This window comes from Streptomyces viridifaciens, assembly GCF_001888885.2.
GTDB lineage: Bacteria > Actinomycetota > Actinomycetes > Streptomycetales > Streptomycetaceae > Kitasatospora > Kitasatospora aureofaciens.
Genome location: NZ_CP090841.1, coordinates 1,804,659 through 1,820,932, shown reverse-complemented (window position 1 = coordinate 1,820,932; position 16,274 = coordinate 1,804,659). Strand labels below are relative to the sequence as shown.

Annotated in this window: 14 protein-coding genes and 1 tRNA gene; 11 read left to right on the top strand and 4 right to left on the bottom strand. The window is 72.9% G+C overall.

The window, feature by feature from the left end:
• Positions 1–372 precede the first annotated feature (372 nt).
• The 4 genes from BOQ63_RS15405 (at position 373) to der (ending at position 5,124) form a co-directional block, all read left to right on the top strand.
• Positions 373–1,458 carry a prephenate dehydrogenase gene (locus BOQ63_RS15405; RefSeq protein WP_030290150.1) on the top strand — a complete coding sequence of 362 codons (1,086 nt, stop codon included), beginning with the start codon at positions 373–375 and terminating at the stop codon, positions 1,456–1,458.
• A 63-nt stretch (positions 1,459–1,521) separates the two neighbouring features.
• Positions 1,522–2,667, top strand: coding sequence for a DUF4419 domain-containing protein (locus BOQ63_RS15400; protein WP_051747290.1), 1,146 nt, complete (start codon positions 1,522–1,524; stop codon positions 2,665–2,667).
• A 142-nt stretch (positions 2,668–2,809) separates the two neighbouring features.
• Positions 2,810–3,523, top strand: a complete 714-nt coding sequence (gene cmk / locus BOQ63_RS15395) for a (d)CMP kinase (protein WP_030290148.1) — start codon at positions 2,810–2,812, stop codon at positions 3,521–3,523.
• A gap of 146 nt (positions 3,524–3,669) precedes the next feature.
• Positions 3,670–5,124: a ribosome biogenesis GTPase Der gene (gene der / locus BOQ63_RS15390; RefSeq protein ID WP_030290147.1), complete on the top strand. Its 1,455-nt coding sequence runs from the start codon at positions 3,670–3,672 to the stop codon at positions 5,122–5,124.
• A gap of 226 nt (positions 5,125–5,350) precedes the next feature.
• Here der and BOQ63_RS15385 read toward each other — a convergent pair whose 3' ends face one another.
• Together BOQ63_RS15385 and BOQ63_RS15380 are read right to left on the bottom strand one after the other, a co-directional pair.
• Positions 5,351–6,013: a hypothetical protein gene (locus tag BOQ63_RS15385; RefSeq protein ID WP_150475919.1), complete on the bottom strand. Its 663-nt coding sequence runs from the start codon at positions 6,011–6,013 to the stop codon at positions 5,351–5,353.
• Between the two features lie 203 nt (positions 6,014–6,216).
• Complete coding sequence (locus BOQ63_RS15380) at positions 6,217–7,101, bottom strand: DUF8842 C-terminal domain-containing protein (RefSeq protein WP_030290145.1); 885 nt, start codon at positions 7,099–7,101, stop codon at positions 6,217–6,219.
• A gap of 595 nt (positions 7,102–7,696) precedes the next feature.
• Here BOQ63_RS15380 and BOQ63_RS15375 point away from each other — a divergent pair.
• The gene (locus BOQ63_RS15375; RefSeq protein WP_072654476.1) at positions 7,697–8,443 is read left to right on the top strand and encodes a LysM peptidoglycan-binding domain-containing protein; all 747 of its coding nucleotides are present in this window, start codon (positions 7,697–7,699) and stop codon (positions 8,441–8,443) included.
• Positions 8,444–8,545: 102 nt separating this feature from the next.
• Complete coding sequence (locus BOQ63_RS15370) at positions 8,546–8,743, top strand: transglycosylase family protein (protein WP_072654475.1); 198 nt, start codon at positions 8,546–8,548, stop codon at positions 8,741–8,743.
• Here the strand turns inward: BOQ63_RS15370 and BOQ63_RS15365 are convergent.
• Positions 8,740–9,444, bottom strand: coding sequence for an alpha-ketoglutarate-dependent dioxygenase AlkB family protein (locus BOQ63_RS15365; protein WP_223886240.1), 705 nt, complete (start codon positions 9,442–9,444; stop codon positions 8,740–8,742). The genes BOQ63_RS15370 and BOQ63_RS15365 overlap by 4 nt on opposite strands.
• Before the next feature lie 261 nt (positions 9,445–9,705).
• Here BOQ63_RS15365 and BOQ63_RS15360 point away from each other — a divergent pair, with 261 nt between their 5' ends.
• The 5 genes from BOQ63_RS15360 (at position 9,706) to BOQ63_RS15340 (ending at position 14,737) form a co-directional block, all read left to right on the top strand.
• The gene (locus tag BOQ63_RS15360) at positions 9,706–10,566 is read left to right on the top strand and encodes an acyl-CoA thioesterase (protein ID WP_030290141.1); all 861 of its coding nucleotides are present in this window, start codon (positions 9,706–9,708) and stop codon (positions 10,564–10,566) included.
• 242 nt (positions 10,567–10,808) lie between these two features.
• Complete coding sequence (locus tag BOQ63_RS15355; protein WP_030558025.1) at positions 10,809–11,597, top strand: DUF1684 domain-containing protein; 789 nt, start codon at positions 10,809–10,811, stop codon at positions 11,595–11,597.
• A gap of 199 nt (positions 11,598–11,796) precedes the next feature.
• Complete coding sequence (locus tag BOQ63_RS15350) at positions 11,797–13,053, top strand: MFS transporter (protein WP_072654474.1); 1,257 nt, start codon at positions 11,797–11,799, stop codon at positions 13,051–13,053.
• A 139-nt stretch (positions 13,054–13,192) separates the two neighbouring features.
• A tRNA-Pro gene (locus BOQ63_RS15345) sits at positions 13,193–13,266 on the top strand.
• A 691-nt stretch (positions 13,267–13,957) separates the two neighbouring features.
• Positions 13,958–14,737: a hypothetical protein gene (locus tag BOQ63_RS15340; protein WP_143174734.1), complete on the top strand. Its 780-nt coding sequence runs from the start codon at positions 13,958–13,960 to the stop codon at positions 14,735–14,737.
• Between the two features lie 12 nt (positions 14,738–14,749).
• Here BOQ63_RS15340 and BOQ63_RS15335 read toward each other — a convergent pair whose 3' ends face one another.
• On the bottom strand, positions 14,750–15,796 hold the full coding sequence (locus tag BOQ63_RS15335; protein WP_167395745.1) for a tyrosine-type recombinase/integrase: 1,047 nt from the start codon (positions 15,794–15,796) through the stop codon (positions 14,750–14,752).
• Positions 15,797–16,274 lie beyond the last annotated feature (478 nt).

Genomic DNA, 16,274 nt, shown 5'->3' with positions numbered 1-16,274 from the left:
GCTCGGGGCCGGGCGCCGCCGGATTTCCCGGGGCACGGCGTGTGCACCGGGTGAGACGGGGGGCGGGGCGCGGTGGTTGCCCGGGGTTGCCGGAAGTTGGTCGGGGCTGCCGGGGATTGACCGGGTTGCGGGGGCGCTGCCCGGGGCCGCCCGCGGTTGCCGGGGTGGGACGGGACCCGAGGTCGGTGGGGTTGCCGGGGTCCGGGGTTTTCGGGGGCCGTCGGATGGGAGGATGGGCGCGGGTGCTCCCGGCCGACTCCGGCGGTACCGCACCCGTTGGGACCGTGGCACCCGTTGGGACCGTGGCACCTGTTGAGCGCCGCCAGTGAGAACCGTCCAGTCGAGAACCGTGATCGAGGAGAGCCACCCGCCATGCGCACTGCCGTCGTCGTCGGCACCGGACTGATCGGCACCTCCGCAGCCCTGGCCCTGGCCGCACGCGGGCTGACCGTCCATCTGGAGGACGCCGACCCGGACGCCGCCCGCACCGCCGAGTCGCTCGGCGCCGGCACCACCGAACCGGCCGAGGGCCCGGTCGACCTGGCGATCATCGCCGTCCCGCCGGCGCTGGTCGGCAAGGTGCTCGCGGACTGCCAGCGCCGCAACCTGGCGCACTGGTACACCGACGTGGCCAGCGTGAAGTCCGGCCCGGGCAGCGAGATCGCCGCCCTCGGCCTGGACACCGTCCACTACATCGGTAGTCACCCGATGGCCGGCCGCGAGCGCTCCGGGCCGCTGGCCGCCCGCGCCGACCTGTTCGAGGGCCGCCCCTGGGTGCTCACCCCGACCGCCGACACCGACACCGACACGCTCAACGCCGCCCTGGAGCTGGTCGCGCTGTGCGGCGCGATGCCGATCGTGATGGACGCGGACGCGCACGACCGGGCCGTGGCCCTGGTCTCGCACGCCCCGCAGCTGGTCTCCTCGCTGGTCGCGGCCCGGCTCGAGAACGCCGACGAGACGGCCATAAGGCTCTCCGGCCAGGGCGTGCGCGACGTGACCCGGATCGCCGCCTCCAACCCGGCGCTGTGGGTCGACATCCTGTCCGCCAACGCGGGCGCGGTCGCCGACGTGCTGGAGGAGGTCGCCGGTGACCTCGGCGAGACCGTCGTCGCGCTGCGCGCCCTGGCGGCGGAGGAGGAGGGCGAGCGCCGGGCCGGTGCGTTGGGCATCGAGGCGGTCATGCGGCGCGGCAACACCGGGCAGGCCCGCATCCCCGGCAAGCACGGCGCCCCGCCCACCCGGTACGAGACTGTCGCGGTGGTGCTCGGCGACCAGCCGGGCGAGCTGGGCCGGCTGTTCGGCGAGGTCGGCGAGGCCGGGGTCAACATCGAGGACGTCCTCATCGAGCACTCGGACGGCCAGCAGGTCGGCTTCGTTCAGCTGTCGGTGGCGCCGACGTCGGTCAAGCGGCTGACGGCGGCGCTGCGCGCGGGCGGTTGGAGCGTTCGGGACTGACGGCCGTCGGGCGGCGGGCAGCGGGCGCGGGGCGGCGGGCAGCGGGCGCGGAGGGGAGCAGGCGTGATCATCGAATTGCCGCTGGAGGGGACCGGACACGGCTCGGCCGGTGAGCCGGTGGACCTCGGGAACGAGCGGTTCCTGCGGGCGGTGGTGGGCGGGGAGTTCCTGGTCCGCCACCGCAGTGTGACGGCGATGGTCGAGCGGCCCCGGCCCGTCCTGACGGAGGTCCCCGGCCGGGAGCCCGCCGAGCCGGAGCCGACCTGCAGTCTGCTGCTGCGCGCCGCCCACGTGGCCTTCGCGGACCACTTGCCGCTGAGCCTGTCGCCCGATGTGCTCTGGTACGCCGTGGTGCACGAGGTCGCGGTGCACGTACGGATGTATCCGCCGCGTTACCGGGCGCTGTTCGGCGCTGCGAACGGGGCGCGGGTGCTCAGCGTGCGGGACGACACGTTGATCGGCCGGGACGCCGACTGGGCGCGGTCGCTGCGGCTGGTCCGGGAGCCGCTGACGGCGGCGCTGGGAGCGGACGTGGTCCGGCTGTTCCGGCCGGACTTCTCCACCACGACGCCGGACGACGAGGCCTCGGCGCTGGTGGCGCTGATGGACGTGGTCAGCCCGTACTACGACTTCCGCTGGGAGACCCGCTGCGGCATCCCCAAAGTCCGGCTGGAGGGCACCGCCGAGGACTGGGCGCTGCTGTCGGCGCGGGCGGGCGAGCTGGCGGAACGTTTCGACTGGCTGGCGCCGTGGTTCGCCGAGCTGCGCCCGGTACTGGCGCAGATCGCGGCGACGGCGGCGGGCGGCCCGGTGGACGAGGCCTTCTGGCGCTCGCTGTACAAGTGGCAGTCGGTGTCCGGCGGGCCGCGGGTGACCGGCTGGCTCACCGCCTTCTTCGCCCACACCCAGACCCCCGACGGGCCCCGGTTGCGGCAGACCTTCGGCTGGCGGGAGGCGGCGGAGTGGCCCTATCACCGCGACGCCTTCGCGGTGAACGACTTCCCTTCGCACCTGTCGACGGTGCCGTTCGTGTGGGAGTGCCTGGGTGTCGAGCGGCCGATGGCCTTCGTGGGCGGGGTGCTCGGGATCGAGCGGGACGGCGAGTTCCTGCGGCCCCGGCTCGGGCACGCGGTGCTGGAACGGGCGAGCGGGGCCGGAGGTCAGTGGACCGACGGCCCTGGGGTGATGTCCCCCGGAGGATGTCCCTGAGGTGGTGTCCCTGCGGTGATGCCCCTGCGGTGACCGGCCCGGGACGGGGTGCGGCGGCGGTCCATTAACCTTGAGGGAGACAATCCCCGGCCGTCCGCCCACGCAGGCGCCGGCCTCCATGCTCAGAGAGAGGTTCGCCCCCGTGGACACTGCCGACCGAGCGCACGCCCCGGTCGTCGTCGCCATCGACGGACCCTCCGGCTCCGGCAAGTCGACCGTCTCGCGGGCGGTCGCTGCCCGGCTGGGCCTGAGCTTCCTGGACACCGGCGCCATGTACCGGGCGATGACCTGGTGGATGCTGGCCAACGACGTCGACGTGACCGACGCGGAGGCGGTGGCCGTCGCGTGCGGCAAGCCCGTCATCGTGTCCGGTACGGACGCCGACGGTCCGACCATCACCGTGGACGGTCAGGACGTCTCCGGCCCGATCCGGGGCCCCGAGGTGACGGCGCAGGTCAGCGCCGTGGCGGCGGTGCCGGCGGTGCGGGCCCGGCTGGTCGAGCTGCAGCGCGGCTGCGCCGAGGTCGCCGAGCGCGGCATCGTCGCCGAGGGCCGGGACATGGGGACCGTGGTGTTCCCGCAGGCCACCGTCAAGGTGTTCCTGACCGCTTCCGAGGCGGCCCGGGCCGAGCGCCGGGCGGCCGAGCTGCGCGCCAAGGGCGTGGACGAGGCGACCATCGTCGCGATGGCCGCCGATCTCGCCCGCCGCGACGCCGCCGACTCCTCGCGCGAGACGGCCCCGCTGGCCCAGGCCGCGGACGCCGTGCTGGTCGACACCAGCGAGCTCACCCTGGAGCAGGTGATCGACCGGATCGCCGCGCTGGTGGAGGAGCGGGCCGGGCTGTCGTCCGTCTGACCAGCCGACTCGGCTGGTCGGACGACCATTGAACGAACCGCGGGCCGTCGAGGCGCCGCGGCGGAAACCATCGCGCTGCCCCCTCGGGGCAGGTACGCACGGCGCGCCCCTGGGAAGGGCCGGGCCGGGAAACGGAACAGACGAACATGACCGCAGAGCACTCCGCCACCGGCCCCGGTGAGCTGGACGCCGCCGACTACGCCGAGTTCATGGCCCTCGCCGCCGAAGAGGGCTTCGACCTCGACGGCTTCGACGGCGCGGACGGCGCCGAGCACGTCCGGCTGCCGGTGCTGGCCGTCGTCGGCCGCCCGAACGTCGGCAAGTCGACCCTGGTGAACCGCATCATCGGCCGCCGCGAGGCCGTCGTCGAGGACAAGCCGGGCGTCACCCGCGACCGGGTCACCTACGAGGCCAGCTGGAACGGCCGGCGCTTCAAGGTGGTCGACACCGGCGGCTGGGAGATCGACGTCCTCGGCATCGACGCCATGGTCGCCGCGCAGGCCGAGCTGGGCATCGAGCAGGCCGACGCGGTCCTGTTCGTCGTGGACGCCACCGTCGGCGCCACCGACACCGACGAGGCCCTGATCAAGATCATCCGCCGGGCGGGCAAGCCGACCGTCCTGTGCGCCAACAAGGTCGACGGCCCGTCCACCGAGGCCGAGGCCGCCTACCTGTGGTCGCTCGGCCTGGGCGAGCCGTACCCCGTCTCCGCCCTGCACGGCCGCGGCTCCGGCGACCTGCTGGACGCCGTCATGGACGCGCTGCCCGAGGCCCCGCCGCAGACCTTCGGCGACGCCGCCCCCGGCGGCCCGCGCCGGATCGCGCTGATCGGTCGGCCCAACGTCGGCAAGTCCAGCCTGCTGAACAAGGTCGCCGGCGAGGAGCGGGTGGTCGTCAACGAGCTGGCCGGCACCACCCGTGACCCGGTCGACGAGATGATCGAACTCGGCGGCAAGACCTGGAAGTTCGTGGACACCGCCGGTATCCGCCGCCGGGTCCACCTGACCGCCGGCGCCGACTTCTACGCGTCGCTGCGCACCTCCGCCGCGCTGGAGAAGGCCGAGGTCGCGGTCGTCCTGATCGACGCCAGCGAGACCCTCGCCGAGCAGGACACCCGGATCATCTCGATGGCCGTCGAGGCCGGGCGCGCCGTCGTCGTCGCCTACAACAAGTGGGACCAGCTCGACGAGGAGCGCCGCTACTACCTGGAGCGCGAGATCGAGCGCGACCTCGTCCAGGTGCAGTGGGCCCCGCGCGTCAACGTCTCGGCCAAGACCGGCCGGCACATGGAGAAGCTCGTCCCGGCGATCGAGACCGCGCTGGAGGGCTGGGAGACCCGCATCCCGACCGCGCGCCTGAACGCCTTCCTCGGCGAGCTGGTGGCCGCCCACCCGCACCCGATCCGGGGCGGCAAGCAGCCGCGCATCCTGTTCGGCACCCAGGCGGGCATCCGGCCGCCGCGCTTCGTGCTGTTCGCCTCGGGCTTCCTGGAGGCGGGCTACCGGCGCTTCATCGAGCGCCGGCTGCGTGAGGAGTTCGGGTTCGTGGGGACGCCGATCTCGATCTCGGTGCGGGTTCGGGAGAAGCGCAAGAAGAAGTAGTGGTCAGTTGGTTGCTGACAGTGGGTAGTTGGTAGCTCGTAGTACGGCTGAGGGCCTCGTCACCGGTGGTGGCGAGGCCCTCGGGCTCTTCCGGCTCTGTTGTCGGGGACGGTGGCGCGGTCGCCTGCCCCGGGCGTTGCCTGCCTGGGCTGTTGCCCGGTCGGGGCTGTTGCCGCTCGAGGCGGTTGGCGGGCGCGTGGTGGTGGGGCGTGGTCGGCTGCCACTGTCAGTGGTGGTCGCCGGCGCGGCCCGGGGGGAGCGAGAGCAGCTGACGGTGGCGGCCGCCGGTGGACTGGGCGGCGGCGAGGCCGGTGGCCGTGCCCAGCACCGGGGCGGGGGCCGGGGGCGGGGCAGGGGTCGGGGGCGGGGGCGGGGCGGGGGTCGCGTGCGGGAGCGGGCCGAGGTAGCCGGCGGCGACCCAGCCCTGGCCGTTGGTGAACTGGGGCGAGGGGGGCGGGGCGTGGCCGTGGCTCTGGCCGTCGCCGTCGCTGGTAGTGGCGGCGGGCGCCGGTGCGGGCGCCGGTGCGGGGATGTGGCCGGGGTGGCTGGTGGGGTGGGTGGGCTGTGACTGCGCCGGCACGAACTGGGGGAGGCCGGACGGCTGGCCCGCGTAGGTGTGGAAGGCCTGCTGCTGCGGCTGGTGCGGGCGCTGCTCGCCGCGGAGCGGGTAGCCGTCGCGGATCGCGAAGCCGGTGAACCTCAGGTCCTCCTCGCCCGACCGGTCGCCGGGCAGGGCGCGGAACAGCCGTCGGTACTCGGAGTACAGCTCGTCGTAGATCGGGGTCGTCGAGTGCGGGTGCTCCGCGTCGTACGACGGGCGCATGCCCGGGATCGAGCGGGTGGGGGTGGTGGGCCGTCCGGCGGGTGCGGAGACGTCGTAGCTGTACACGTAGGGGCCAACGAGTGAGAGGCGGTGGGGGATGCGGGGGCGTTTGGCCGACGGGGCCGGGGAAGGCCTTTGGCGGCGTGGGATCGGGGGAGGCCTTAGGCGGGGCGGACCGGGGACCGGGCGGCGGGCGTGCGCCGGCCCCTTCGGGCGGTGGCCGCTGACCGGGTTCGGTCAGCGGCCACCGCCCGAAGCGCCGGAGCGGATCAGGTGCCGGCCAGCGGGAGGGAGGCGGCGACCACCTGACCCAGCGCCACCGCCCTTTCCAGCGCCTGGCGCAGCAGGTCCTCGCGGGGCTGGCGACCGACCATGCCGGCCGGGACGGCGTACATGGTCACCTCGGAGAGCTGGCTGGCGGCCATCCGCCAGGCGTCGGTGACCTGGAGCGGCTGGTGCGCCTGCCACCAGCCGGTACTGCCGCCCGCCGCGGCGGGCTGGAGGATCGCGTGCAGCTTGCCCATGGCGACCAGGACCGACCAGCCGGGCAGCTGCTCCGGAGTCTCGTCGAGGTCGCTGACCCGCTGGAAGCCCGCGTCCTGGAGCAGGTCGAGGAACTCGTCCTCGCCGGAGGTGCTGCCGGGGCGGCCGACCGGGCCGGTGGGTTCGACCACCAGTGAGGCGTGGCCCACCTTGCCGTGCAGGACGAGTCCGCAGGTGATGCCGAGGATGGCGGCCTGACCGGGGGCGATCGGCTGGGACGGGGTGCCGGCGGCGTCCTGGGCCGGGAGGGCGAAGTCGTGGTCGGGGACCGTGAAGTCCGGGGCGGGGAGCGTCAGGTTCGGCGCGGGGACCGTCAGGTTCGGCGCGGCGGGCTGGGACTGACTGATGCTGCGGACGGCTCCGGCCAGTTGCTCCTCGGCGACCGGTACGACCTGGGAGGGGATGCAGCGGGCGTGGGCGAAGGCCAGGACGGCGGTTTCGTCACCGATGAACAGCACGGTGCTGGTGGGCTCCGCGTGGGTGTCGCCGGGGGTGCGGCAGGAGGTGCATTCGTAGCTGTCCGGGGCGCGGTCGCCGCCGAGCAGGCGGTCGGCCTCGTCGTCGCCGATCTCGGACCGGACCTCGTCGCTGACGTCGAGCATGCGCGGCACAGGGTCTCCTCGGATGGGGTGCGGTTGGGGTCATTGGGTCGGACTCGGGGAGGTCGCCATGCCCAACGGGCCCCTGTGTCAGGCGTCACGGGTCTCCGGCGAGGCTGACGGGAATTGCCCCGGATCCGATCGCGACACGTGTTCTCGTGGTCGCAATCTGTCGATGTCGGGGGCAGGACTGCCGGAATGAAGCCGTGAGGTGGGTCACGCGATCTCGACCTTTGATCTAGGAATCGATGGCTAAATCCGACATTTCGGACGGAAATGTGAGGTCATTACCGCCGGTAACCCGTTGCTGAGCTGGGCGAACCGTCGGGGTTTTGGTTTCCCCGGTGACCGGCTCGTAGCTTCTTTGGCGGCGCAACGAGCGCCACCCGGGCTCACCCCCGACGCACCGCCCCCCGGTCCCGGCCGGGCGCGGCAGGTGCCCGCCGACGCGATCGCTCGAACAGGTCGCCGGCGAGTGGCTGGGTGGCCGGGGCGGCAGCGGCACGTCCGACACGTGCACGGCCGTCCGACGGACGCGGCAAGCGAATCGCGGCCCTCTCCAGGGTCTGGTTCCGCATGCCCGCCCGGGGCTGTCGAGAGGAACCCCATGACCTTCCGTAACGAGAACGCCGCTGCCACCACCACCGCCGCCACCAAGCGCAACCGCGTTCGGATGGCCGTCGTGGCGGGTGCCGCTGTCGCGGCCCTGCCGGTGGCCGGCCTCGTCACGGCCACCTCGGCCTCCGCCGCGCCCGTCTCCACCTGGGACGCCGTCGCCCAGTGCGAGAGCGGCGGCAACTGGGCCATCAACACCGGCAACGGTTTCTTCGGCGGTCTGCAGTTCACCTCCAGCACCTGGGCCGCGTACGGCGGCACCGCCTACGCCGCGCAGGCCAACCAGGCCACCAAGGCGCAGCAGATCTCCGTCGCCGAGAAGGTCCTCGCCTCGCAGGGCCCCGGCGCCTGGCCGGTCTGCTCCGTCAAGGCGGGCCTGACCAAGGGCGGCGCCCCGGCCGCCGTCGACACCACGGCCGGCTCCTCCGCCGCCAAGCCGGCGCAGGCCCCCGCGCCGAAGGCCGCCACCCCGAAGGCCGCTGCCGCGCCGAAGGCTGACGCCCCGAAGGCCGCTGCGCCGAAGGCCGACGCCGCGCCGAAGGCCGATGCTGCCAAGTCCTGGACCGGCTCCAACGACGCCAAGCCGGCCAAGGGCAGCTACACCGTCAAGTCCGGTGACACCCTGAGCTCGATCGCCGCCGCGCAGGGCCTGGACTGGCACGACCTGTACAAGAACAACGCCAAGGTCATCGGTGGCAACCCCGACCTGATCTTCCCGGGTCAGACCCTGAGCATCTGAGACCCGATGAGCTGACCGTGGGTCGGCTCGGGCGGTGCCATGGCCGCTCCTCCGCCACGCGGGGGAGCGGCCGTCGGCGTTCCCGGCGTGGCGTGGTGTGGCGTGTCTTGGTCGGGTGGCGGCCCGGCGGGGGTCGGGCTGCCCGGGGTCGGCTGTCGTGCCCTGTGCGAGGACTGGCGGGCGGACATCGGCAACGGCCACTACGGCGGCCTGCGGATCCGGCCGCCCACCTGGGCGCAGTACGGTGTTCGGCACTTCGCCGATCGAGGGGCCGGTGTTTCCCCCGCCCTCGGCTCCTAGGCTTCGATCCCTGACTGGCGGATCGTGACGTTGAGCCGCCCCACCAGCCCGAGCGCCGGGTCCGCCGTTCCCGGCAGCGTCCGCACCACCCCGTGGTAGGCGAACCGGGCCGGGCCACCGAAGACCAGCAGGTCCCCGCTGTGCAGCTCCAGGTCGGTCCACGGGCGGTTCCTGGTCCGGGTGTTCCCGAGCCGGAAGAGGCAGTCGTCGCCCAGCGAGAGCGAGACCACCGGGGCGTTCGCGCGCTCGTCACGGTCCTGGTGCAGGCCCATCTTCGCGCCGTGCGGATAGTGGTTGACGATCGCGGTGTCCGGTTCGTACGCCGCTGCGCCCGCGATCTCCCCGATCCTCTCCCCGTACGCGTCCGCGACCGCCCGCCGGGCCAGCTCACCGAGCAGAGCCGGGAACGGCTTGACGGGGGCGCCGTCCTCGGCGACGCGTGCGTACCCGTACGGGTACCAGTGCCAGCCGAGGCTGACCATCCGCACCGACATGACCCCGCCGGTGGGCATCCGCACACTGTGCAGGCCGGCGGGTGGGCGGGCCCATTCCCGGCAGGCGGCGACCAGCCGGAGCTTCGCGGCCGGGTCCAGCCAGTCGGGCAGCAGGACGGCCCCGGGGGCGGGCTCGGACCGTACCCGCGCGGCCGGGCCCGCGCCGGGCGGGTCGTCGGGTCGGTCGTCGAACAGGTCACCCTGGATCACCTCACCATCTTCCTGCGTCCCGTACCGCCCTGCCCAGCCCCGCCCCGCCTTGCCCTGCCCTGCCCTGCCGTGTGGGGTGGGGGGCTGGGCGCTTCGAGGGTGCGCGGCCGTTCGTCGACCTGTCCACTCGTTTACACGTTCGAGTGAATCGGACGCCCGGGGCCAGTGGGCGGGAATGGCCCGGGTCGCCGGAGAATTCATTCGAGTGAGCTGGAGAGCTCGATCGGAATCTCGAGAACCACGAGAGGGAGCGCGCGCATGGGTACCCCCGTCGACGACCTCGTCGATCTGCTGGACCTGGAGCAGATCGAACTGAACATCTTCCGCGGGCGCAGTCCCGAGGAGGCGCTGCAGCGCACCTTCGGCGGGCAGGTCGCGGGGCAGGCGCTGGTCGCGGCGGGGCGCACGGTCGAGGGCGAGCGCCCCGTCCACTCGCTGCACGCGTACTTCCTGCGCCCCGGGGTGCCCGGGGTGCCGATCGTCTACCAGGTCGACCGGATCCGCGACGGCCGCACCTTCACCACCCGCCGGGTGCTCGCCATCCAGGGCGGCCGGTCGATCTTCTCGCTGACCGCCGACTTCCACAGACCGGAGGAGGGCAGCATCGAGCACCAGTACCCGATGCCGTCGGTCCCGGCGCCCGAGGACCTGCCCAGCGCCCTGGACGAGGTCGGCTCCCGGCTCGGCGAACTGCCCCCGTTCATCAGTCGCCGCCAGCCCTTCGACATCCGCTACGTCGAGCGGTTGCGCTGGAGCAAGGAGGAGCTGGTGGACGTGGAGGCGCGCAGCGGCGTCTGGCTGCGCACCAACGGCCCGCTGCCGGACGATCCGCTGATCCACGTCTGCGCCCTCACCTACGCCAGCGACATGACGTTGCTGGACGCCGTCCGTGCCCCCGTCGAGCCGCTCTGGGGCACCCGGCACTTCGACATGGCCTCGCTGGACCACGCGATGTGGTTCCACCGGCCGTTCCGGACCGACGACTGGCTGCTCTACCAGCAGGAGTCCCCGATCGCCCACGGCGCACGTGGCCTGGCGCGCGGGCAGATCTTCGACCGGAACGGGCAGCTGGTGGTGTCGGTGGTGCAGGAGGGCCTGTTCCGGCCGCTGAAGGGCTGAGGGCGGTGTCCCGGCCGCCGGGTGGACGCCGTGTTGCCGCCGCGTCGCGTCTGCTCGCGGGCGCCTTGCACTGCCGTGCGCTGCCTTTCGGGCGCCTTGCGTCACCTTGCGGTCTCATTGCGAGTCGGCGGCTTGCCGAGGCCGGGGAATGATCCGTACCCGCGCACGGTGTTGTGCAGGATGACCGAGACGGACGGCTCGAACGGCGGGCCGTCCGCGGACCGGACCGGGAGGGTTGACCGATGACGGCGACGGCCGCGGAGGACTGGAAGCACTGGAGTGACCGGCGGGCGGCGTCGGTGAGCGCGCCGCACGGCCAGCTCGCACTCACCGGCACGCACTGGCTGGAGCCCGAACCGGTCGAGATCCCGGGCCTGCCCGGGCGCTGGTGGGCCGACGCCGAGGGCGTCCGGGTACGCGCCGCGGCGGCCGACGGCATCACCGTCGGAGGCGCCGACGGTCCGGTGGACGGCGAGGTGCTGCTGCGCCCCGACACCGACCCGGCCGCCGACACCGCCACCGTGGGCGAGCTGCTGCTCGTCCCCATCGAGCGGGAGGGCGAACTCGCCCTCCGGGTCTTTGACCCGGCCTCGCCCGGCCGGACGGGCTTCGCGGGCATTTCCGCCTACCCGTACGCGCCCGAGTGGGCCGTACCCGCCGTCTACACCCCCTTCGAGGAGGAGGGGCAGTCGGTGCTGGTCCCGAACGCGGACGGAAAGGACCGCCCGCTGGCGGTCACCGGGACGATCGAGTTCACCGTGGCCGGTGAGCACCGCACGCTGACCGTCAGCCGCGCCGGCCAGCGCCTCACCGGCGTCATCGCGGATGCCACCAGCGGGATCGACACCTACCGCTTCCGCTTCATCACCCTGCCGGCGCCCGACGGGGACGGCCGGACCGTCCTCGACTTCAACCGGGCGTACCTGCCGCCCTGCGCCTTCGCGGACCACTTCATCTGCCCGTTCCCGCCGCCCGGCAACCGGCTGGACTTCGCGGTGGAGGCGGGGGAGAAGCAGGTGCTGAGCAGGTAGGGCGCATGAACTGCGTCGTCGGCCGACCGGGCGCGGGGCCCGGTCGGCGACGACGGGTGAACGGGTCAAGCGGACCCGGTGTCGCGTTCGGCGCAGGCCGGAGCAACTATGGACCGTTGTGACGACGAACCAACCCTCTGACGCCCCGCCCGCCGAACCCCTTGCCCCTGCCGCTCCTCCCGTGCCTGCCGCTCCTCTCGTGCCTTCCGCCCCGCAGGAGGCGCCCTGGTACCGGCGGGCCTTCGCCGACCTCAGCCCGCTGCGCGAGCACCCCGATTACCGCCGGGTCTGGTCCGGGCAGGCAGTGTCCTCCGTAGGCCAGCAGATGACCGCCGTGGCCGTCTCCGTCCAGGTCTACGACCTGACCGGCTCCGCCTTCGCGACCGGCCTGGTTGGCCTGTTCTCCCTCGTCCCGCTGGTCGCCTTCGGCCTTTACGGCGGTGCCGTCGCCGACACCGTCGACCGGCGCAAGCTCGGCCTGATCGGCTCGGCCGGCCTCGCCGCCGTCTCCGCCCTGCTCGCCGCCCAGACCATGGCCGGCCTCGGCATGGTGGCCGTCCTCTACGCGGCCGTCGCTGTCCAGGCCGGGTTCTTCGCACTCAGCTCGCCCGCCCGCTCGGCGATGATCCCCCGGCTGGTCCCCGCCCACCAGCTCCCGGCGGCGAACGCCCTCAACACCGTCAGCATGAACCTCGGCCTCACCGTCGGCCCGATGCTCGGCGGCGTCCTGATCGGCGCCTTCGGCGCCCAGTCCGCCTACCTCGTCGACACCGTCGCCTTCACCGGCACCCTCTACGCCATGTGGCGCCTGCCCGCCATGCGCCCCCAGGGCGACCGCAAGGGCCGCGCCTCCGTCCTCGACGGCCTGCGCTTCCTGCGCGAGCAGCCCAACCTGCGCACCAGCTTCCTCGCCGACCTGGCCGCGATGATCTTCGGCATGCCGCGCGCCCTCTTTCCGGCCATCGCCGTCACCTTCTACGCCGGCGACGCCCGCACCGTGGGCCTGCTCGTCTCCGCCCCGGCCGTCGGCGCCCTGATCGGCGCCCTCTTCTCCGGCTGGGTCGGCCGGATCCACCGCCAGGGCATCGCGATCCTCGCCGCCGTCTCCGCCTGGGGCCTCGCCATCGCCGCCTTCGGCGCCCTCCATAACCTCTGGCTCGGCCTCCTCCTGCTCGCGGTGGCCGGCTGCGCCGACACCGTCAGCATGATCTTCCGCAACACGATGATGCAGGTCGCCGCCCCCGACGAGATGCGCGGCCGCCTCCAGGGCATCTTCATCGTCGTCGTGGCCGGCGGCCCCCGCCTCGGCGACTTCGAGTCCGGCGCCGTCGCCGCCCTCACCAACCCCGCCATCTCCGTCATCACCGGCGGCCTCGCCTGCGTCGCCTGCGTCCTCCTCCTCGCCGCCCGCCGCCCCGCCTTCCTCACCTACGACGCCCGCCACCCCACCCCCTGACCGATCCCACCCCCGAAACCTGGCAGCGAGCACCCCCCGACGTGCTGTATTGTTTTCCACGTCGCCGGGACAACCGGAGACAAGGTCGAGAAGCCGCCCGGCAGAGCCCCCCAGGCCCCGCCGCACGGCACCGAGACCACGGGACGTGGCGCAGCTTGGTAGCGCACTTGACTGGGGGTCAAGGGGTCGCAGGTTCAAATCCTGTCGTCCCGACTTGCGAATCCGCAGGTCGGAGGCCGTTTCCATCTGAGGATGGGGACGGCCTTTTTGTGCGTGTCGCGGGGTGGTGGTCGCAGGGTGGTCGCACCTCGTCCGGCCGCGGGTCGCAGCCGGGCGCGGGCTGACCTGGTCAACTCGCTGCTGTATGGCTGGAGTTGGCGCACGTGGCCCGATCGGTGGCCGGATCGTTAACCACTCACGACGTCCTGTGGCGGGTGACCTCGCGTCGCGGGGTTGACGCGGTCGGGCGTGAGCGTCGTTCAATTTGTGAGCTTTCTTCCGTTCTGTCCGCATTTTCTGGGCCAGATGTCGGCGCGGGGGCGGACCCGCGAGGCGAAGGTCTGCGACCACCATGCGACCACCACGCAGGCGGGAGCCGCCCTGGCCAGGCGGTCCTCCTTGCTGGGGCGCAAAGGGGCCCGGCAGGCTGCGGGCTTCGGGAGGCGGTGTGCTGAGGGGTGGAGCGCGCCGGGTGCGGCTGGGGCAGATCTTCGGCGATGACGTGCCCTTGGGTTCGCTGGGTTCCTTCCTCCTGGACTGCTACAGCGTCCCCGGGGGTCGGGCTGTGCTTCACGGTGACCGGGCGTGCCGCCAGTTGGGGCCCGGTGCGCGGCTGGGCCGTGTCGGGCTCGCGGCCGGGCCGTTGTGCGGCTCCTGTGCGTGGATGTTGCCGGCAGAGCATCCCGTGAGCGAGTTCGCGGTCGCGGTGGCAGGGCTGAGAACTCCCGCCGTGGTGGCGGGCGCCGGCGCGCCGGCGGGTCCGGTGCCCGCACCAGGGCCTGCGGGCGCTGAGCCCGCCCAGGCGGTGCGGGTGTGGCGGCGCGCGCAGACTCGCGCGCTTGAGGGCTTCGCTGCCGCTGCCGCTTTCCCCTGGCTGGAGCCCTGGGCAGGGCCCAGGCTGTCCGCGCTGACCGGCGCGGTCGAGCAGGCTCGCGGAGCGGTTGGCCGCCGTGTCGACCCTCGCGAACTGCTGACGGCTGCCTGCGTGGCGGCCCTACCCGTGCCGGTCGGGCTGCGGGAAGGGCCGCCGGCTTGTGCGGGGAGCTGGGGGGTCGACGGGGAGTGGCTACTGCTGGAGGCATGGACGCGCTGGCAGAGCGCCTGCGCCGAAGGCGAGGCACGGGTGGCGGACTGCGTACGGGCGGCGTCCGCAGCGGTCTACGAAGCGTTCGGCAGACGGCGCAAGGCACGTGATGAGGCGCTGGACAGCGTCCAGCGCCTCATCACGTCCTCAATCGACCAGGCACGGCGGCTCGCTGAAGAGGAGTACGCCAGGCCCGTACACCTGGTTCAGATGGCGCTCCCGCTACTTGAGACGGAGCCGTTCACCGGTCGGGAGTACGATCCGCTCACCTTCTGGCAAGCCGGGGTGATCGCGGCCCACCAGACCGGCGTCGACTGGCCGGCCGGCCAGGTCTCGCTCGCCGCTCCCCGGGCGGTGTCCGATCTGCTCCTGGGCGGCTGACTCCCGGGCCGGTCAAGCAGCGTGGCGGGGCTGGAAACCGGGCCAGTCCTCAAGGTCCGTGGCAGCCAGTTCGTAGGCATGGGCGAGCGCGTTGACCGCGTCGTCGGCCGCGTGCTTGAGCAGGTGCCCGTAGATGTTGATGGTCGTCGCGATGGTCGAATGACGCAGCGCCTTCGACACGATCGCGATGGACACCCCGGAGGTGATCATGATGGTCGCCACCGTGTGCCGCAGATCGTGAATCGTGATCTGCGGCAGCCCGGCCTCGGCCTGGCGGTGCCGCAGCTGGTCCAGGACGTACTGCGGACGTAGCGGGGCTCCGTCGACGCCTGCGAAGACGAGTCCGCGCAGTGGGGCTCCCGCAGGCAGCAGGGATCTCTGGTGATCGGCCTGGCGCTGCAGCGCCGCCAGGACCCGCGGGTTGACGCTGACCCAGTTCCGGCTCGCCTTGGTCTTCGGCGCGCACAGGTGCAGTTCGTTGTTGTCGATGGTGGCCAGGGTACAGCGGACGAAGATCTTGCGCTCCATGAAGTGGACGTCCTCCCAATGCAAACCCAACACCTCCCCGCGCCGCATCCCGGTTCCCAGCATCACCTCGAACACGTCGGCGACCTGGTCGCGGTAGTACAGCTCGTTGTGACGCAGGAATGCCGCCGCCTGCACCGCGGTCCAGCACAGGCGCTCGGCTGCCGCCGGCCGCGCGCCGATGGCACCCTCGGCCGCGTTGTAGCCGATCAGACGCTCCTTGTGGACGGCATGATTCAGGGCACTGCGCAGCGTCGCCCCGAGCCGGTAGACCGTCGGCGCGCCGCGGCCCTGATCCCGCAGGTCGGCCTGCCAGGCGGCGACGTGCCGGGAGCGCAGGTCCTTCAGCCGCATCCGGCCGAACACCGGAAGAAGCTCCTGGCGAACGCACTTGGCGTAGGAGGCCGCGGTGGACGGCTTGAGCGTCCGCTCCTTCAACGCCACCCACTCCAGCAGGAATGCACCAACCGTGAGCTTGCGGTCCTCGAACACACCCGTCGCCTCCGCGTTCAGCACGCACTGCAGCGCGTACACGGCATCCTCCCGTGACCCGTAGCCGCTGCGCCGCCGGGTGCTGCGTCCCTCGCCGTTCGTCGGCATGTCCACCGCGTACGCCCAGCTCCCGTGCAGCTCATCCGCCGCCAGCCGCGGGCAGCGCGCCCCGACCGGACGTCGATCCGCACCCCGGCAGCCGCAGCGCCGGTAGACCCGCCCGCGCTCGAACTCAGCCTCACTAGCCGCCATTGAACTCTCCCTTCACGCAAGTAACTTCCGTCACATGCCTGCCCACTCAGCAGCCGTGAAGTCGTACCAAGCAAAGGGGCGTGAAGCGCGCCCACAGCGCGCGAGGGCGCGCTCACCCCAATCCGACCCGGCATCAGGTTTGCCCCAGCTCTGGGCGCTCGCGCGGAACGCGTCGGCGACACGGCCCGGTCCGGGGATCTCGTGACGGGGGCCACAAGGGCCAGCACCCCGGCGTGGCCGGCGAACGCCTACGGCCACAGGACCGCAT

What these genes read in the sequence shown, in the direction of transcription:
- der (WP_030290147.1), top strand. Translation starts at nt 3,670, where the DNA reads ATGACCGCAGAGCACTCCGCCACCGGCCCCGGTGAGCTGGACGCCGCC.
- BOQ63_RS15405 (WP_030290150.1), top strand. Translation starts at nt 373, where the DNA reads ATGCGCACTGCCGTCGTCGTCGGCACCGGACTGATCGGCACCTCCGCA.
- BOQ63_RS15375 (WP_072654476.1), top strand. Translation starts at nt 7,697, where the DNA reads ATGACCTTCCGTAACGAGAACGCCGCTGCCACCACCACCGCCGCCACC.
- BOQ63_RS15360 (WP_030290141.1), top strand. Translation starts at nt 9,706, where the DNA reads ATGGGTACCCCCGTCGACGACCTCGTCGATCTGCTGGACCTGGAGCAG.
- BOQ63_RS15355 (WP_030558025.1), top strand. Translation starts at nt 10,809, where the DNA reads ATGACGGCGACGGCCGCGGAGGACTGGAAGCACTGGAGTGACCGGCGG.